Raw genomic sequence first — 16,972 nt, forward strand, 5'->3', positions numbered from 1 at the left:
GTGGGGACCACAGGCCAATCCGGAGAACTGGATCTCCAGCGCCATTGGCATGGGGCCATACCAACAGCTAACGCGATAAGAGCCGACATTTTATTTCTGAAAATTGGAAATTTATGCTAGTCTTCCGGCTCTATTTCCAAAACGCCGAGCCCACGGAGTCTTGACTTGATCGGCCCGACCCGTCCGCCAGAAAGCCTAATCGTCCGGTCAAGGCGCATGGCCCGCGCCAATGCCGCCGCGTCAGCCGCGATAGGCGCGCAGCGCCTGTTCTGCGCGCGGAAAATGCATTGGGAAGGCAAAACGGACTCAAGCCCTTGATATCGCTCGTTTCGCGGATGGAAATGCGCTTCCGCACGAGCGAGAATCAAGGACTTAGCAAGGGTTTTAGCGGGCGCTTCGGCGGCCCCGACTATTCCGCGGCTCTTCCATCGCCGACCGCCAAGCCATCCGGCGCCGTGCAAGAGGGCGGCGCAGACCCGTTCGCGACGACCATTGGCCGATTTTCCGCCTCACGGCGCCTAGCTCTAACGCCGCGCCGCCTCGATAAGCCCGCGCGCGCCCGCACTCAGCTTTTCCCATTCCGAGAGGAGCGCCGCGGAAAAGCGCAGCTCGATGTCGAGACCGTCGACGCGGAAGTCATAGGTGCAGGAATTGGGCGTCTTTTGCGTCTGGTCGGGGCGGCTGCAGCGCGCCGAGAAGGCGCGGCCCTCCGGCGCCGCAAAATACAGCTCCTGGCCCTCGAAGGGGCTGCCCGCCTGAAAGGCGCTCGCGAGGAGGCCGCCGGGATGGCTCCATTGATCGGGCTCAAGGAAGCGCGCGTAGAGCTTGGTCGGCCGCTCGGCCGGATCGAGGCTGGAATCGGCTGGCGTGACGGTGATGAACACCAGTCTTTGATAGCGTTCGGCGAGATCGGTCTTGCCGTCGATGTCGCCGGCCTCGCCGGCCGGGCCGAAATCGGGGAAGAAGGCGGCGAGGTCGAGGCGGTCGAGGCGCCCGCCGTCCCGCGAGGATGGCCGGAAATAGCCACTGAGCAAGGTGAAGCGCGCCGCGCCGACAAAAGCCTGGCGCGTTGGCGGCGCCGCGCCGCCTCGCCCAAAATGCAAGAAGAGCCCCGCGCCAATGAGCAAAAGCAGCGCCGCCGCGCCGACGCACAACGCGGTAAATTTCGAAGACATCAGTTTCGACTCTCCGCAAGGCCTCGTGCGAATCGCGGCATTGTCGGCGGGAACATTGGCGCAGCCTTGGCGCCGGTGCGAGTCGTCGTTTCGCGAAGGCTGCGACGTCATTGCCTTCCGCGCGCGTTCGTTGCGATAAAGACCGCCTCGCCAGAACGGAGACCTTTGAAATGCCTATTTACGCGCTCGACGGGGTCAGCCCGGTTTTGCCCGTGTTGGGCCGTTACTGGATTGCGCCCAACGCCAGCGTCATCGGCAATGTCGCGCTGGGGGACGATTGCGGCATCTGGTTTGGCGCGACCTTACGCGGCGACAACGAGCGCATCAGCCTGGGCGCGCGCACCAATATTCAGGAAGGTTCGACGCTCCATACCGACATCGGCTTTCCCATCGATATCGCCGAAGATTGCACGATCGGCCACAATGCGATCCTGCATGGCTGCGCGATCGGCGCGGGCTCGCTGATCGGCATGGGCGCGATTGTCCTCAATGGCGCGCGCATTGGCGCCGGCTGTCTTGTCGGCGCCGGCGCGCTGGTGACGGAAGGCAAGACATTTTCCGATCATTCGCTCATCGTCGGTTCGCCCGCCAAGGCGATCCGCACGCTTGATGAAGAGGCCGTCGCCCGCCTCAAAGCGTCGGCCGCCCATTATGTCGAGAACTGGCGACGCTTCTCCAAAGGCATGGTTGCGATAAGCTAGAAAAAGAGAGGCCGGCCTTGGGGGGAAGGCCGGCCTCAGGACGAAACGGGATTTAGGGGGCGGATCCCGCTTCGGAACTTTGATTACGGTCTAACGCGCCGTATAGAGCGGCGCCTCCACCGGCGGGCCAAGCATCACCCAGACGTTCTGATCCTGCTGGCTCTGGCGCTTGACGAAGCGATACGGGGTCGTCGTCCACGGCTTCACGTCGTCGTTCAGATTGTCGAGCACGAACTCGCCCTTGCTGGTTTTCAGGGTGAGGATCGCATGGCCTTCCTGGCTCTCGTCCTTGACGACGGTCATCAGCAAGGCCTGACGCGGAAAGCCAAGGTCAATCAGCATCTTGCGCTTCAAAAGCGCGTAGTCCTCGCAATCGCCCTTGCCGTCGAGGGGATAATCCCAGCGATCGACGAGGCCCCAATGATCCATGTCGCTGATCGGCTCCACATGCGCATTGACCCAGTGGTTGACGCGCGTGATCTCGCGCAGAGCCTTGGCCGAAAGATTGATGTCGACGGCGGCGATGCGTTCGTCGTCGCATTCGCTTTCATAGCGCTTGCAGAAATCGACCCAGCCGTAAGGCACGCTGGTCTCCTCGCCGACCGCCGCATAGCTCGCCTCGACCGAACTGGCGCTGGTCGGCTGTCCCCAGGCGATCCAGGCGCCGAGTATCATGCTTGCCGCCGCGCCGGCGCGGACCAATCCCGAAATCATCGTCGTCCCCTGTCATTCCCCGGGGATGACGATAGGGGCGGCGTTTTTCCAACGGCCCAAGTAAAAGCATCAAGTTATAACGATCCCGATTCAGGTCCATGACCGTAAAATAAAGAATAATCAGGGCTTAAGCTTTTGGGTCAACAACGTCTAAATAGCCCGGAATTGGCGGGATCGGGCGGTTGCTGGAGATCGGCGCCATCTTTGCTTGACCGCGGCTTCATGCAATCGAAACCATGGCGCCGTCGGCAAAGGTTAATTCGCGCGCGCCAAGCGGGTTTTTGCGCCCGATGCGGCCGGCAGAACCGTTGAAATGGTTAGGAGTTTCCTTCAGGCGCGGCGGCGCGGGCATTCAAGGCTTGGCTTCGCCCGCGTTTGAAGACGCGCCAGGCGTCTCCGGCGCCGGAGACGCAGGGGCGTCCGGCGCTGGAGCTGGCGCGGCGGGCGGCGCGAGCCGGCTCAGTTCGGCGACCGCGCCGCTATATTCGATGAAGCTCTTCGGGCAGGCGTCGACGGCGCGTTTCAGCCCGGGGATCGCGGGCTCATTCAGGTTCTGCAGGACGAGCCATTCGGCGACGTAATAGTCAGCCTCGCAAACCTGATCGGGGTTGGCGGCGGAGTCGAGGGCGGACGGCGCCGACCGTGCGCCAAGATAGAGTTCGATGATCGGAAACGGCCAGGCGTTGGGCGACAGGCGGCTTGCCCAGAAGATGAGCTCGTCGCGGCCGTTCTTGCCGGCGCGCGCCTGGGCCAGATAGAGCCATAGAGCGGAATAGGCATAGGGCTGGCGCCCGTTGGCTTGTTGGAAATCGGCGACGGCCGCCGGGAATTCGCCGCGATAATAGTGCGCCCGGCCGCGCGTGAAATAGGCCGTGGCGAAATTGGGATCGATGCGGATCGCTTCGTCAAGCTCGCGCAATGCGTTTCCGTAATCGACCTTTTGCAGGAACAGATCGCCGCGTCCGGCATGGGCTAGCGCGAGATCGGGCTTGAGTTGCAGCGCGCGATCGAGATCGGCGGAGGCCTTGTCGAAATCGCCCTTGTTGGTCAGGATTTCGGCGCGCACGGACAGAAGCACCGGCTCGTCGGGTTTGATCGTCAGCGCGCGGTCGAGATCGGCGACCGCGTTGTCCGACTGGTGAAGGTTCTCGAAGGCGTTGGCGCGTTCGCCCAAAATCGCGGGGTCGTCGGGCGCGAGGCGCACCGCGGTGTTGAGATCGTCAAGCACGCGATCGTAGCGTTGATAGGTCTTGTTGGCGAGCGCACGCTGGAAGAACGCGGGAACGAAATCGGGCTTGTACGCAAGCGCCGAATCATAATTCTGCACGCCGCGATCAAGATCGCCCTGGCCGCTATAGGAATTGCCGCTGAAGACAAGCGCATAGGCGAGAAGATCGCGCCGCGCCGCTTCAATCGCGCTGTGGAAGACGACGATCGCCACGCCGACGGCGGCGAGCGCGCCGAATGCGAGAATGCGGCCCTTGCGAGAGATGCGCGGCGCACCGGCGGGCCTCGGCGCCGCGCGCGACAGGAGAAGCGCGCCGATCATGGCCGAAGCCGCGCAGACGCTCAGGGCGTCGAGCGTCATCACCGGCATGACGCCGGCGATGGTCGCGTTGACCGCAAGGGCGATCCAGATCGCCGACGGGATCAGCAGCAGGGCGCCCAGGATGAGCCCGGTCGCGCGGGCGAAGACAAATCTATTGAGCCAGTTCGGTCGTACGGGCCGCGCCGCGCCGCCCGGTTCGGATTCGACGCTGGCCTTTTTGCGAAGCCCAAGGATGACGCGCGTCGCGCCAATGCAGACGGCGACCACCGCGGCCAGATAGAGGATCGAAAGCAGCGTCGGCGTCGTCGCCGAAAAGGCAAGCGCGAACTGGTTGAGCGGCGTTGGATAAAGCGGCGCATGCTGACCCAGAAAGAGCGGGAAGTCGTAAAATCCATGCAAGAGCGCGGCGATGAGCCAGGCGCGCATGATGAGGAGCGTGCGCATCGCGCCGCGCGGCTCGGACTCGGCGCGGACGAGGCCGCCGCCCAGCACGATGCCGATCAGCGCATGAATCGGCACCGCCGTCGCCATGCGCGCCAGCGCGGTCGCGGGCCAACGATCCGCGGCGGCGAAAACATAGAGAACATTCTCGAGGAGCGCGAAGCCGAGCGCGACCGACGCGACGCCGAGAACCAGGTCGCGCGCCGTGCGGCGCTCGTAATAGGGGCGCACGAAGAAATAGGCCGCCGCGAGCTTGGCTCCCTCCTCGGCGAGGCCGGCAAGGACGAAGGCTTTGATCGTCGCCTCCCAGAACGGCGTCAGAACGAGATGGAGCCTGGCTTCGAAGAAATCGACCGCGGCCGGCAGGAAGGCCACCATCGCGCCGCTAGCGATGGCGACGCCAAACAGCCGCGGCGAGAAGCTCTTGCGCCCCAGCCGCAGGATGACGAGGGCGACGAGCATGCCGCCGATCAGGGCGGCCGGCAGCGCCAGAATGCGCGAGGACAGAACCAGAATCATCCGCTCTCCGATAAATTCAGCGCGCCAGGGATCGATCAGACTTTCAGGAGGGCGAAGGCGACGAAGGCGGCGATCAGAAGAGCGCCGATGACCGCGCCGGCGACGGAGACGCCGCCCGCTCGGGCGATCGTCTCGCGCGCGTTGGCTTCGTCGGTCGCGGCGGCGCGGATTTCAGCGATCATCTTGCGCGCCCTGGCGAGATACAGCCGATTGCCGAAGGCGCCCAGAAACGCGAAACCGAAGCCGATCCAGCGCGTGATTTCGCCCGGGACATGGACGAGGCTGGCGAGGACCGGCAGGAGAATTGTGATCGCGGCATAGCCGTACATCTTGCGATAGAGGAACCAGGCGGCTGGGAACAGAAATCCCGGCCAGCAGACGGCGTTCCCGCCCGCGCTCCCGGTCTCCCGGGCCTTCGACATCTTCACGAAAACATCGGCGTTGGCGCCCGCGAACAGACGCAAATCCGCCTCTCGCGCGGTGGCGCGCGAGAGGGCCTCATCCACGGGCGCCGGCGCATTGGCGAGTTCGGCTGGTCCGGCAGGACCAACCTCGGCGCGCTCATCGTTTTCGAACTTCGGGTCGGGAGGCTCGCCGGAGGCGGGAGACAGGAACGACATTGCCGGGCAATTCTCCAGGGTCGGAATGCGACGGTCGCCGGAAATGGGACGACCGCGGGCAATGCCGCCATCGGGCGCCCAATGTCGCCTAGGGCGCGATGGTGGCAAATTGAAGATGCCCCTGCAAATCGAATCGGGCCGCCGCCGGACGCAAGCGGGCTAGATGGACCAGGCCGCAAACGCTATTGGGCGGGCTATTGACCGCGCGTCGCGACGCGCCCATCAAGCCGCCTGACTGCGGGCGGCTAAACGCAATAGACAGAGGCTTGGTTCATTAAAAAATGCTAAAACGTCTTGGCCGGATGAAGTTTGTGCAGGAGACGCTGGGTCTTTTGCTGGCGGCCTATATCAGGCTCGTGCGCCGCACGAACCGCTTCACCTTCGAGCCGCCCGACCTCGATGCGGCGATCGCCGGCCAGACGCCGCTGATCGTCGCGATGTGGCATGGCCAGCATTTCATGATTTCTTTCGCGTGGCCTCGCTCCATCGCGCGCATGGCGGCGCTGATCTCCCGCCACGGCGACGGCGGCGTCAACGCCGCCGCTTTGCGCCGCCTCGGCGTCACGCCGATACGCGGTTCGGGCGCGCGCTCAGCCGGTCGGCGCGATAAAGGAGGGGCGCCGGCGATGCGCGAAATGCTGCGCGCGCTCGCGGGCGGCGCCTCGGTGGCGATCACCGCCGACATCCCCAAGCGGGCGCGCGTCGCGGGGAGCGGCATTGTGCTGCTGGCGAAGCTTTCCGGCCGGCCGATCGCGCCGACGGCGGTCGTCACCAGCCGCCGGTTCGATTTCAAATCATGGGATCGGGCGAGCCTTGGCAAGCCATTCGGACGCGGCGCCATTGTCGTCGGCGATCTCATCCATGTCCCCGCCAACGCCGACGAGCAGGCGATGGAGCGCGCGCGCGCAGCGGTCGAAGCGGGGCTCGACGCGGTTCATGCGCGCGCCTATTCCAAGGTCGGCGCCGCCGATCCCGGCGCTGGGCTGCGGCGCGAATGAAGCTGGCGGGACTGGCCGGCTCCAGAAATGGGATATGATTGCCGCAACCGAACTGACGTGGGACGATTATGAGAAAGCCAATCTCTTGGCCCGCTGAGCGAGCGCAACGAGATCGTTGGCGGAAGCCGGGTCACGTTTGAAGATTTGTCCGATCGACAGGCGCTCGCGCGGCGCCCATGTTAGATTTGGCGCGAAGCAATGGCAATGGAGCAGCCGATGACGCATCAATGGGTCAGATGCACGTCGCATAGCGACGATGAGACGATCTATGTCAACCTAGCGCATGCCTCAATGATCAAGGCGCATAATACAGGCGCGCGCATCACGCTGGCGACGGCCGATGAGCAATGGTTTGAGGTGACCGAGTCGCCCGCGCAAATTATCGAGCGCCTGGGCCAAGTACAAAATGCCGACAAGACATGAAAACGAGATGCGTCCGCTGATTCAGGCGCCCGCGCTCTGCTTTTGTTTCACATGTCTTCTTTTCGGAGGGCGTCGCGACTGGCTCAAGGGGGCGCTTGCGCTGGCCTGGGGCGAGTGATCTATAGAGATGCTGGAATATTCCTGGCAATATTTGAGAGATCATCGCCATGCCGCAGCCCATTTCCACGGATTCCGATCCCGTCGCCCTGGCGACCGAAATCGTGTCAGCCTTTGTCGCCCATAATTCCCTGCCGTCAGCCGACCTGCCGGCTTTGATCCATTCGGTGCATGCGGCTTTGGCGAGGATCGCGAGCGGGGCGCCGACAGTGGCGGAGCCCGTCGCGCCCGTCGCGGCGGTGACGGTTCGCAAATCGATCACGCCGGACTATCTCATCTGTCTCGACGATGGCCGCAAATTCAAATCCTTGCGGCGGCATCTGACGGTGCTTGGAATGACGCCGGACCAATATCGCGCGAAGTGGAGCCTGCCACCCGACTATCCGATGGTCGCCGCCAATTACGCGGCGGCGCGATCGGAGCTGGCGAAGAAAATCGGGCTTGGTCAAATTCGCCAGAACGGCGCCGCTCCCAAGAGCGACAGCGCGGCCAAGGGCAAGCCCGGCCGCGGCCGGCCACGCAAGGCGGCCGGCTGACTGCGAAGACGCGCCTCGAGGCGTGACCGCCGCCTTATTCCGACTGGCCGCGCTCCCCGGCAAGCAGAACACAACATTTTCTGAAGCTGAGACGATGCCTCCCGGGGTATCGGATTCCTTTGAAATTTAAGGATAGGGCCTCAGGTTGAAAGCGAGCCGGATTGACGCGACTCGTGATCCGACCGCGGTTCCTCTATCCTCGGCGCAAGCATGAAATGGCCGACGAGGCGCAACCCATACAGAAAGAAAAATTACTATCTGAGGGTGTTGATGAGCAAGGTCCAAAAGATAGCCCGAGCGATGGCGCAAGCTGACGATGTCGATCCTGACCAACCCATCACGAGCTTTCGTCGGATTGTCGGAAAAACGATTCCCGTATTTCGTTACGCCCCTAAACTCCTCGCCTGAAACTACTACATCCCGTTGGCAAGGCTGTTCATCGCAGCGTCTGCGGCGCGCGGCGAGGAATAAGCGGAAACCGTGCCGCTCGCCTACGTGCGGGCGTGGCGTCTCACCATTGCTCGTGCGGCGCTGGCGCGTGGCGATGAGACTGTCGCCGGCATAGCGAGCAAGGTTGGCTATACCTCGCAGAGCGCATTCGGCCACGCTTTCAGGCGCGCCTTCGGCTCACCTCCAAAAGCTGATGCTCGATCGTGAAGAGCGGCGGCTTGCAAGCCCATGATCCTGGAAGCGCTAACTTAGACTCGCTGCGCTACCAACCCGTCGCGCTAATCACACGGAAACCGTATCACACCGCTCGGCGGCGCTAGACAAAATATGCTGGCGGGTAGGCTGGGGAGGCTCACGACTTATTGATGTCAGCGCCCCGCTTTAGGCAAACTATTTGTCTACTCTTCAGTCGTCATGGCGAATAATGTTAGCGTGAGCGGACCCGATCGCGGCGTTTGACCGATCGAACCCGAGACCAGATCAGCAGGGTGCATCGAATGAGCTTAAGCGACAGCGAGCTTGCGGGGCTAACGCCGCGCCAGATCGTTGAAAGCGAAGCGAGCGAAAAGCGTGGCCGGAGAATCGCGGTTGGCGGACTGATTCTCGACATTCTTCAAGACCACGGTATCGATACGATTTTTGGAATTCCCGGCGGCGCGGTATCCAGCCTGTACGCTGGGTTGGTCGAGCGCCCTCAAATTCGCGTCGTCAATGCGAAACACGAGACGGGCGCTATATTCCTCGCCATGGGCTACGCCATGGCGACAGGGCGGCCAGGCGCGGTGATAACGACCGCAGGACCGGGCATCACCAATGCGCTGACCGGATTGGCGTCAGCCTATTACGATCGGATACCGCTCTTGATGTTGAGCGGTGAAGTGCCAACCACGGCTTTTGGTCGTGGCGCACTACAGGAGGGCTCGACAAACGAATTCGATGCGCTTTCCATGGTTCGTAATATCACTCGCTTTGCCGCTCAAGTTACGCGCCCGGAGACGGCCGCCGCTTTAACGCATGAAGCACTGCGACACTCTATCGATGATTTGTCGGGGCCGACGTTTTTGTCTTTGCCGCTCAACGTCTCATCCAGCGTCGTTGCGGCGGGGGCTCTTTTTTCCGGCAGCAAAAGTATCGAATATGAGATAGACGGTGCAGCCTGCCATCGCGCAGTGAATTTGCTCCTGAATGCTAAACGACCCCTGATCATCGCCGGATCGGGCGGGCGCAGAGACACCGAAGCGCTCATCGATCTCGTTGACCTGACTGGCGCGCCTATCTTGGTCACGCCGAAAGCCAAGGGCATCTTTCCGGAGGATCATTCGTCATATCTTGGCATCCTGGGCTTCGGCGGTCATGAGTCGGCTATTGCTTACTTGTCCGGGGGCGTTGATGTCATCCTGGTGTGTGGATCAGGGCTGAATGATTTTTCCACCAACGGGTGGTCATCTCTGGTGGCGGCGACGAAGGTGTTGATCCAGATTGACATTGACGCCGCGCGCCTTGGAAGGAATTACCCGGTCGACCTCGCCTTCAACGCTCCTATTGATGCTATCCTTGACAGGATGCTGTCGGAGTCGGACGGCCGACCGGCCAAGAGAACTCTGACCTTTTCCGGCGTCGCGACGCTACCGGCGCAGAAATCGGCCAAAGGCATGCTGACAACCATAGACGTGGCGCTCGCTATGAATGAAATGTGCCCGTCTGACGCGGTGTTCACATCGGATATGGGCGAGCACCTATCGGTAGCGCTACATTACTTGAAGATTTGTCGCAGGAAGCGCTTCGTCGCCAACCTAGGGTTTGGCTCGATGGGTTCTGGCATATGCACGGCGATCGGGTTTCAAATGGGAGCTGGATCGCGACGCGTCTATGCGCTCTGCGGCGATGGCGGCTTTCTTATGTACGGGTCCGAGCTTGCCACGGCCGTTCAGATGGAGCTGCCGGTGACGATCCTGGTCGTCAACGATAGCCGGCTGAACATGTGCCATCTCGGCATGCATGACCTATTCGGCGCTTCCACCGACATGACGACCCAACTTGTCGATTTCGCCGCTATTGCGCGCGCGATGGGAGCCGAAGGACTCGTCGTCCAAACCAAGGACGAACTTCTTGCAGCGCTGGCGGCCAGGCCCGCAAAGCCAGTCGTGCTCGATATCAGGATTGATCCCGACGTTCGGTTGGATGGCAGCCAGCGAAATGCGGCGCTCCGGCAATTTCGTGCAGACCCCGGTCCCGCGAACTGATGCTGCGGACCTGCTTAGCGACATGAGTGACGAGCCATGGGCAATCTCGAAGGCGCCGTTAGCACAACGGCGGATGCGCTCAGTGTTTTACGGGCCGACCAAGACCTGATGCGAACGGTGGGCGCGCAGGATCCTTATGCGCATTATTTCGTCTCTGATGAGGGTGAACGGCTTGTCTCGCTGGCTACCCAGATAGACCCGGTCGTGCGGCCGTTCAGCGCCGCGCGCTATCGTTGGTTCAGCGACCGGATCGAGGACGCGGTGAAAGCTTACGCTCAGGTCATCGTGCTCGGAGCCGGGTTTGATACGCGCGCTATCTGGATGTCGGCGTTCCATCCCGGCGGCTGCATGGTGTTCGAGGTTGATCGTTCCGAGATGTTGGCAACGAAATACGCGGTGCTTCGCGATCATGGGGTCGCCAAACCCGACTGGGTTGCATCCGTCGGCGCCGACCTCGCCAGCGATGACGTCGGCGCAGCGCTCGTGAAGGCTGGCTGGGACACAAAGATCAAGACTTTTGTCATGGCCGAGGGCGTGGTTTTCTTTTTGCCCGCGCAAGCTGTTTCGAACTTGCTCTCCCCGACGAAGCTGGGACTCGTCGAAGGCAGTAAAGTTGCCTTGGATTTCTGGACGCGGGCTCGCCTTGAGCGTCTAAATCGAAGAATGTTCGAACTTCGCGGTATGGAGCTATTTAAAAAATTCCCTGCGGGCGATCAACTCAGCGACGTGATTAGCACATTGAAAGAGATGGGCTATTCCACCGCGAACATTATGCCATTGATTGATTACGCACAGAACTTTTGGCCGGATTCGGAAACGTGGAAGGAAGCCGACGGCTGGGCCCTAATCGAGATGCAGGTAGGTAATTTGCGGCCTCTTCGCAGACGAGACGGCGGCGCCGGCGCCTGATCGGGGACGGGGCAAACCAAGACTGGACAGCTTTGGGCCTATGCGCGCGACGATCGGCATCGGTGTCGGGAGTCATCTTGGCCCGAGACCTTGACGTGAACATAAAAAGAACATAGAGAGAACCTTCGGTCTTTCGCCCGGAGGTCGTCATGATGTATCGCGCTGTTGGAATCATGCAGGATATGGTCGAGCTTGCCGCGCTGGCGGCGTTTTTGGCGATGATCGCCATGGTCGCGCGTTCGCTCGGCGCGTGATCGCTGTTGACGACTCAGGGGCGAGCCTCGACTAGGGGTCGCGCGGCGCAGACAATGGTGGCCGTCCAGGGGAAGAATTGTGGATCCTTCGATCATCAAATCCGTCGGCTTCGTGCATTTGCACGTTCATTCCTCCTATTCGCTGCGCGAAGGCGCGCTGACGATCGAAACCCTGGCCAAGCTCGCCAAGGCCGATGGGATGCCGGCTTTGGCGATCACCGACACCAACAATTTGTTCGGCGCCCTCGAGTTTTCCGAGAAACTCTCGAAATCGGGCGTCCAGGCGATTATCGGCGCGCAGATCGCGGTGGATTTTAGCGATGCGCCGGCGTCTTCGAGCCCGCGCGCCGATCAGCGCCTGGCGCGCGCGCCGATCGTACTGCTCGCGCAAAACGAGGCCGGCTACGTCAACCTGATGCGGCTCGCCAGCAAGGTCTGGCTTGAGCCCAATGATTCGGACGAGCCGCATGTTCGTTTCGACGCGCTGGGCGCGGTCGACGGCCTGATCGCGCTGACGGGCGGTCCAGCCGGGCCGATCGACCGCGCCTTGACGGGCGGGTTCGCCGATCTCGCGCGTGCGCGGCTGATGCGTCTGGCGGCGCTGTTCGACAGGCGCCTTTATGTCGAATTGCAGCGTCACGACATCGAATCCGAGAAGGCCGTCGAGCCGCAATTGCTCGATCTCGCCTATTCCCTTTCGCTGCCGCTGGTCGCCGCCAACGAGCCCTATTTCGCGGGGCCTGCTGATCATGAAGCGCAGGACGCCTTGCTCTGCATCGCGGATGGCGCGCTGGTCGGCGCGGGCGACCGGCGCCGTCTCTCCGCCGAGCATGGCTTCAAGACGCGGGCCGAAATGGTCAAGCTGTTTGCGGATCTGCCGGAGGCGACCGGCGCCAGCGTCGAGATCGCGCTGCGTTGCGCGTTCCGCACCCAGACGCGCAAGCCGATCTTGCCGCGCTTCACCTCGGCCGCCGGCGATGCGCTCGATGAGGTCGGCGAGCTGCGCGCGCAGGCGGCGCAAGGGCTTGCGGCACGGCTTGCCCATTACGGCTGCGCGCCGGGATTTACTCAAAGCGACTATGAAGCGCGGCTCGCCTTTGAGCTCGACGTCATCGTCAATATGAAGTTCCCCGGCTATTTCCTGATCGTCGCCGACTTCATCCAATGGGCCAAGCGGCAGGATATTCCCGTCGGGCCGGGGCGCGGTTCGGGCGCCGGCTCGCTGGTCGCCTGGTCGCTGACCATCACCGATCTCGATCCCATCCGCTTCGGCCTGCTGTTCGAGCGCTTCCTCAATCCCGAACGCGTGTCGATGCCCGACTTCGACATCGATTTTTGTCAGGATCGGCGCGACGAAGTGATCGCCTATGTGCGCCAGCGCTACGGCGCCGATCGCGTCGCGCAGATCATCACCTTCGGTTCGTTCCTGGCGCGCGGCGTCATGCGCAATGTCGGGCGCGTGCTGGAATTGCCGCTCGGCCAGGTCGACAAACTCGCCAAACTGGTGCCGCAAAACCCGGCCAATCCCGTCACGCTGAAACAGGCGTTTGTCGACGAGCCGCGCCTCAGCGAAGCTTCGGAAGCCGATCCGCGCGTCGCCAAAATGCTCGCCATCGCCGGACGGCTCGAGGGGCTTTATTCCAACGCCTCGACCCATGCGGCCGGCGTGGTGATCGGCGATCGCCCGCTGGTCGAACTCGTGCCGCTCTATCGCGATCCGAAATCCGACATGCCGGCGACCCAATTCAACATGAAATGGGTCGAATCGGCCGGCCTCGTGAAGTTCGATTTTCTCGGGTTGAAAACCCTGACCACGTTGCAGAAGGCCACGCGCCTGCTGGCGCGGCGCGGAATCGACATCGACTTGTCGAAAATTCCGCTCGACGATTCCAAAACCTATGAAATGCTGGGACGCGGCGAAACGATCGGCGTGTTCCAGGTGGAAAGCGGCGGCATGCGCAAGGCGCTGGTCGAAATGCGCGCCGATCGTTTTGAGGACATTATCGCGCTGGTCGCGCTTTATCGGCCGGGCCCGATGGCCAATATCCCGACCTATTGCGCGCGCAAGCTCGGCCAGGAGAAACCTGACTATATCGAGCCGCGGATCGAGCCGGTTTTGCGCGAGACTTTCGGCGTCATCATCTATCAGGAACAGGTGATGCAGATCGCGCAGGTTTTGTCGGGCTTTTCGCTCGGCGAGGCCGATCTTCTGCGCCGCGCGATGGGCAAGAAGATCAAGGCGGAAATGGACGCGCAGCGCGCCCGTTTCGTCGAGGGTGCCGTCGCGCGCGGCCTCAGCCAGAGCAAGGCCGACGAGATTTTCGATCTGCTCGCCAAATTCGCCGATTATGGCTTCAACAAGAGCCATGCGGCGGCCTATGCCTTGATCGCCTATTGGACCGGCTGGTTCAAGGCCAACCATCCCGTCGAATTTCTCGCGGCGTCGATGACGCTCGACAAGTCGAACACTGACAAGCTCGCCGAATTTCGCGGCGAGGCCATGCGTCTGGGCATCAAGGTGGCGCCCCCTTCCGTCAATGGCTCGGACGTCGATTTTGACGCGCGCGTCGGGGAGGACGGCGCGCTTTCGATCGCCTATGCGCTGTCGGCGGTCAAAGGGGTGGGCGAAGCGCAGGCGGCCGCGATTGTCGCCGCGCGCGGCGACAGACCGTTCTCTTCGTTGAGCGATATGGCGCGCCGTATCGATCCGCGCGCCGTCAACAAGAAAGCGCTGGAGAGTCTGGCCGCCGCCGGCGCTTTCGATGAAATCGAGCCTGATCGCGCCATCGCCTTCGCCGCGATGGAGGCGGCTCTCGCGCTCGCCAATCGCACCGCCCAGGAGAAGGCGGCGGGGCAAAGCGGGCTGTTTGGCGAAAGCGACAACGCGCCGCTGAAAGTGCGCGCTTCGCCCTGGCCGGCGGCCGACCGGCTGCGGCGCGAATTCGACGCGGTCGGGTTTTTCCTCTCAGGCCATCCCTTGGACGCCTATCAAAGCGTCCTGACCAAACTGCGCATCACGCGCTGGGCCGATTTTGCGCGCGGCGTGCGGCGGGGCGCGACATCGGCGCGCCTTGCCGCCAGCGTGCTCGATCGCTCGGAGCGGCGCACCAAATCGGGATCGAAGCTTGGCATCGTCCAGCTTTCCGATCCGTCCGGCCAGTACGAGGCGATTCTTTTCGCCGAAGGTCTCGCCCAATATCGCGATCTCCTGGAAAAGGGCTCGGACGTGCTGGTGACTTTGCAAGGCGCGGTCGAAGGCGAGGATGTCCGCGCGCGCATCATCCATGTCGAAGCGCTCGCCTTGGCGGCCGCGCGCATTCACAAGGGCCTGCGGATTTTTCTGCGCGACGAGGCGCCGCTGCCCTCCATCGAGGAGCGGCTGCAGACCAAAGGCGAGGGCGAAGTGTCGCTTGTCGTCCTGCTCGGCCCGGCGCAGGGCGAGGTCGAGATCAAGCTGCCCGGCCGCTTTGCGGTCTCGGCCTCGATCGCGGGCGCGTTGAAAGCGGTCGCAGGAGTGGTGGCGGTCGAGCACGTCTGAGGCGGCGGCGCGGTCGAATTTCGCCTCGCGTCTCGACCATCCTTGCCCTGTCGCGGGAGCGGGCCGCTTCGTGTAGATTCTCCGCCGGGCGGATGGCGGCGGAGGCCAGCTTGGTTGAGGATGAAGTCCTGACGCGTGCTTTGCGCGCGGCCAACAGGGTCGCGCGCCGGGGGGCGGGCGCGCCGGAGGCGGTCGTCCTCTATCGCTCCCGACGCATCTGCGTGCTGTTGCCAGAACTCGCGACGGTCGCCCGGATAGCTCTAGCGGACGATGAGAGCCTGGCGGCTAGCGCCCGGGAACTCGCCGTTTCGCGCTATCTTGCCGCGCGCGGCGCGCCGGCCGTCGGTCCGAGTCAAGCCATGCCGTCGACGCCCTTCGTCGAAGAGGGGATGGCGGTGACATTATGGCCGCATGTCGCGCACGCGACGGCCGACTACGACGACCCCGAAGAAGTCGCCCGCGCGGCCTTCGCTCTGCGGCGCGTCCACGATGCGTTCGTCGATTATCCCGGCAAGCTTCCTTCCTATGTGGAACGGATCGAGGAATGCGCTGCGCCGCTTCGTCGCGGGGATGGGCTGCCAGCGATGGCCGATGAGGACCGAATGTTTCTCCTGTGCGCCTATGAGCAACTGAGCCGTTCCCTCGCCGGTTTCGTCGTTCGCTCCTCGCCAATCCACGGCGACGCGCATATGGGCAACGTGTTCCTCACGAGCGCCGGACCGCTGTGGACGGATTTCGAGACGGCCTGCGTTGGGCCGCGCGAATGGGACGCGACGGGTGTGCCGCACTTGCCCGCCTTTGAGCCGGTCGACGCTCCGCTCTACGCCTTGCTGTCCGATTTGCGCAGCCTTTGCGTCGTCGTCTGGTGTTCGGCTCTCGCCGCGGATCCCGACAAGCGCGGCGCCGCTGAATATCATCTGGCGCGGCTGAAGGAGCGCGGCGCCGGGCCGGGCTGACCGCTTGTGCAGGCGGCGAAAGCGCGCATGATGAAAGCCCGCTCCCGAAGCCCCGATGGTTCGCCATGCCCATTTTTGAAATTTGCATCGATAGCGTCGCCGGCGTCAGGGCCGCGGTCGAAGCCGGCGCGGCGCGCGTGGAATTATGCGCCAGTTTGATCGAGGGCGGCCTCACGCCATCCGTCGGCATGATGCGCCAGGCGGTCGTCGCCGCTGACGGGCGGCTCAAGGTTCATGTCATCATCCGTCCGCGCGGCGGCGACTTTCTCTACAATGAGGACGAGTTCGCCGCCATGCTCCACGATATCGCGGCGGTGAAAGAGGCTGGCGGCGCTGGAATCGTCATCGGCCTGCTCGACGCGGAGGCGCGCATCGACGAAGCGCGCAGCGCCGCGCTGATCGCCGCCGCTAGGCCGCTTTCGGTGACGTTCCACCGCGCCTTCGACGTCTCGCGCGATCCCTTCGCCAGCCTCGACGCATTGATCCGGCTCGGGGCCGACCGGTTGCTGACTTCGGGGCAGGAGCCGGGCGTGGTCGAGGGCGCGCCGCTGATCCGCCGGCTGATCAGCCGCGCCGCCGGGCGCATCATCGTCATGCCGGGCGGCGACATTACGCCCCGCAACGCCGCGCGTATCGCGGCTGACACCGGCGCGCAGGAGTTTCATTTCGCGGCTTTCGCGAACGAGGCGAGCGGCATGCTTTGGCGCAACGAAGCGGTTTTCATGGGCGGCTCGTTGCGACCGCCCGAATATGACCGCGCCGCGACGACCGCCGGCGCCATCCGGGCGGTCACGGCGGCCTTCGGCGGATAGGCCGATGAGGACGGCGC

The 16,972-nt window shown here is 63.3% G+C and carries 15 protein-coding genes; 10 read left to right on the top strand and 5 right to left on the bottom strand.

The annotated features are described in order from the left end of the window. Positions 1-524: 524 nt before the first annotated feature. Positions 525-1,175, bottom strand: a complete 651-nt coding sequence (locus GSQ90_RS11325; protein WP_158814954.1) for a hypothetical protein — start codon at positions 1,173-1,175, stop codon at positions 525-527. Positions 1,176-1,345: 170 nt separating this feature from the next. On the opposite strand from GSQ90_RS11325, the gene GSQ90_RS11330 reads away from it, so the two are divergent. Next, on the top strand, positions 1,346-1,876 hold the full coding sequence (locus GSQ90_RS11330) for a gamma carbonic anhydrase family protein (RefSeq protein ID WP_158814955.1): 531 nt from the start codon (positions 1,346-1,348) through the stop codon (positions 1,874-1,876). A gap of 90 nt (positions 1,877-1,966) precedes the next feature. On the opposite strand, the gene GSQ90_RS11335 is transcribed toward GSQ90_RS11330, so the two are convergent. The 4 genes from GSQ90_RS11335 to GSQ90_RS11345 all read right to left on the bottom strand — a co-directional run bounded on the left by GSQ90_RS11335 (position 1,967) and on the right by GSQ90_RS11345 (position 5,719). After that, the gene (locus GSQ90_RS11335; RefSeq protein WP_158814956.1) at positions 1,967-2,590 is read right to left on the bottom strand and encodes a transglutaminase-like cysteine peptidase; all 624 of its coding nucleotides are present in this window, start codon (positions 2,588-2,590) and stop codon (positions 1,967-1,969) included. A gap of 220 nt (positions 2,591-2,810) precedes the next feature. Next, positions 2,811-2,942: a hypothetical protein gene (locus GSQ90_RS32665; protein ID WP_256366593.1), complete on the bottom strand. Its 132-nt coding sequence runs from the start codon at positions 2,940-2,942 to the stop codon at positions 2,811-2,813. Next, entirely contained in the window at positions 2,943-5,099 is a 2,157-nt protein-coding gene (locus GSQ90_RS11340; protein ID WP_158814957.1) for a tetratricopeptide repeat protein, read from the bottom strand. Positions 5,100-5,134: 35 nt separating this feature from the next. Continuing rightward, positions 5,135-5,719, bottom strand: a complete 585-nt coding sequence (locus GSQ90_RS11345; protein ID WP_158814958.1) for a DUF2628 domain-containing protein — start codon at positions 5,717-5,719, stop codon at positions 5,135-5,137. Between the two features lie 281 nt (positions 5,720-6,000). Here GSQ90_RS11345 and GSQ90_RS11350 point away from each other — a divergent pair, with 281 nt between their 5' ends. From GSQ90_RS11350 to GSQ90_RS11390, 9 genes are all read left to right on the top strand, one after another. After that, positions 6,001-6,717, top strand: a complete 717-nt coding sequence (locus GSQ90_RS11350; protein ID WP_158814959.1) for a lysophospholipid acyltransferase family protein — start codon at positions 6,001-6,003, stop codon at positions 6,715-6,717. A 204-nt stretch (positions 6,718-6,921) separates the two neighbouring features. Then, positions 6,922-7,140 carry a hypothetical protein gene (locus GSQ90_RS11355; protein ID WP_158814960.1) on the top strand — a complete coding sequence of 73 codons (219 nt, stop codon included), beginning with the start codon at positions 6,922-6,924 and terminating at the stop codon, positions 7,138-7,140. 167 nt (positions 7,141-7,307) lie between these two features. Then, a complete protein-coding gene (locus GSQ90_RS11360) occupies positions 7,308-7,793 on the top strand; it encodes a MucR family transcriptional regulator (RefSeq protein ID WP_158814961.1) in 486 nt (161 codons plus the stop codon). A gap of 495 nt (positions 7,794-8,288) precedes the next feature. Beyond that, on the top strand, positions 8,289-8,450 hold the full coding sequence (locus tag GSQ90_RS11365; protein ID WP_246731540.1) for a helix-turn-helix domain-containing protein: 162 nt from the start codon (positions 8,289-8,291) through the stop codon (positions 8,448-8,450). 290 nt (positions 8,451-8,740) lie between these two features. Then, positions 8,741-10,486: a thiamine pyrophosphate-binding protein gene (locus GSQ90_RS11370; protein ID WP_158814962.1), complete on the top strand. Its 1,746-nt coding sequence runs from the start codon at positions 8,741-8,743 to the stop codon at positions 10,484-10,486. 36 nt (positions 10,487-10,522) lie between these two features. Continuing rightward, positions 10,523-11,395, top strand: coding sequence for a class I SAM-dependent methyltransferase (locus GSQ90_RS11375; protein WP_158814963.1), 873 nt, complete (start codon positions 10,523-10,525; stop codon positions 11,393-11,395). 330 nt (positions 11,396-11,725) lie between these two features. Further along, complete coding sequence (gene dnaE, locus GSQ90_RS11380) at positions 11,726-15,187, top strand: DNA polymerase III subunit alpha (RefSeq protein WP_371418358.1); 3,462 nt, start codon at positions 11,726-11,728, stop codon at positions 15,185-15,187. Positions 15,188-15,297: 110 nt separating this feature from the next. Then, on the top strand, positions 15,298-16,143 hold the full coding sequence (locus tag GSQ90_RS11385; RefSeq protein WP_158814964.1) for an aminoglycoside phosphotransferase family protein: 846 nt from the start codon (positions 15,298-15,300) through the stop codon (positions 16,141-16,143). 65 nt (positions 16,144-16,208) lie between these two features. Then, on the top strand, positions 16,209-16,955 hold the full coding sequence (locus tag GSQ90_RS11390; protein WP_158814965.1) for a copper homeostasis protein CutC: 747 nt from the start codon (positions 16,209-16,211) through the stop codon (positions 16,953-16,955). The last annotated feature ends 17 nt before the right edge of the window (positions 16,956-16,972 follow it).

This window comes from Methylocapsa sp. S129 (assembly GCF_009765995.1).
In the GTDB taxonomy this organism is placed as follows: domain Bacteria; phylum Pseudomonadota; class Alphaproteobacteria; order Rhizobiales; family Beijerinckiaceae; genus Roseiarcus.

Coding starts and splice junctions, on each gene's coding strand:
- GSQ90_RS11325 (WP_158814954.1), bottom strand. CDS start 1,175: ATGTCTTCGAAATTTACCGCGTTGTGCGTCGGCGCGGCGGCGCTGCTT.
- GSQ90_RS11330 (WP_158814955.1), top strand. CDS start 1,346: ATGCCTATTTACGCGCTCGACGGGGTCAGCCCGGTTTTGCCCGTGTTG.
- GSQ90_RS11335 (WP_158814956.1), bottom strand. CDS start 2,590: ATGATTTCGGGATTGGTCCGCGCCGGCGCGGCGGCAAGCATGATACTC.
- GSQ90_RS32665 (WP_256366593.1), bottom strand. CDS start 2,942: ATGCCCGCGCCGCCGCGCCTGAAGGAAACTCCTAACCATTTCAACGGT.
- GSQ90_RS11340 (WP_158814957.1), bottom strand. CDS start 5,099: ATGATTCTGGTTCTGTCCTCGCGCATTCTGGCGCTGCCGGCCGCCCTG.
- GSQ90_RS11345 (WP_158814958.1), bottom strand. CDS start 5,719: ATGTCGTTCCTGTCTCCCGCCTCCGGCGAGCCTCCCGACCCGAAGTTC.
- GSQ90_RS11350 (WP_158814959.1), top strand. CDS start 6,001: ATGCTAAAACGTCTTGGCCGGATGAAGTTTGTGCAGGAGACGCTGGGT.
- GSQ90_RS11355 (WP_158814960.1), top strand. CDS start 6,922: ATGGAGCAGCCGATGACGCATCAATGGGTCAGATGCACGTCGCATAGC.
- GSQ90_RS11360 (WP_158814961.1), top strand. CDS start 7,308: ATGCCGCAGCCCATTTCCACGGATTCCGATCCCGTCGCCCTGGCGACC.
- GSQ90_RS11370 (WP_158814962.1), top strand. CDS start 8,741: ATGAGCTTAAGCGACAGCGAGCTTGCGGGGCTAACGCCGCGCCAGATC.
- GSQ90_RS11375 (WP_158814963.1), top strand. CDS start 10,523: ATGGGCAATCTCGAAGGCGCCGTTAGCACAACGGCGGATGCGCTCAGT.
- GSQ90_RS11390 (WP_158814965.1), top strand. CDS start 16,209: ATGCCCATTTTTGAAATTTGCATCGATAGCGTCGCCGGCGTCAGGGCC.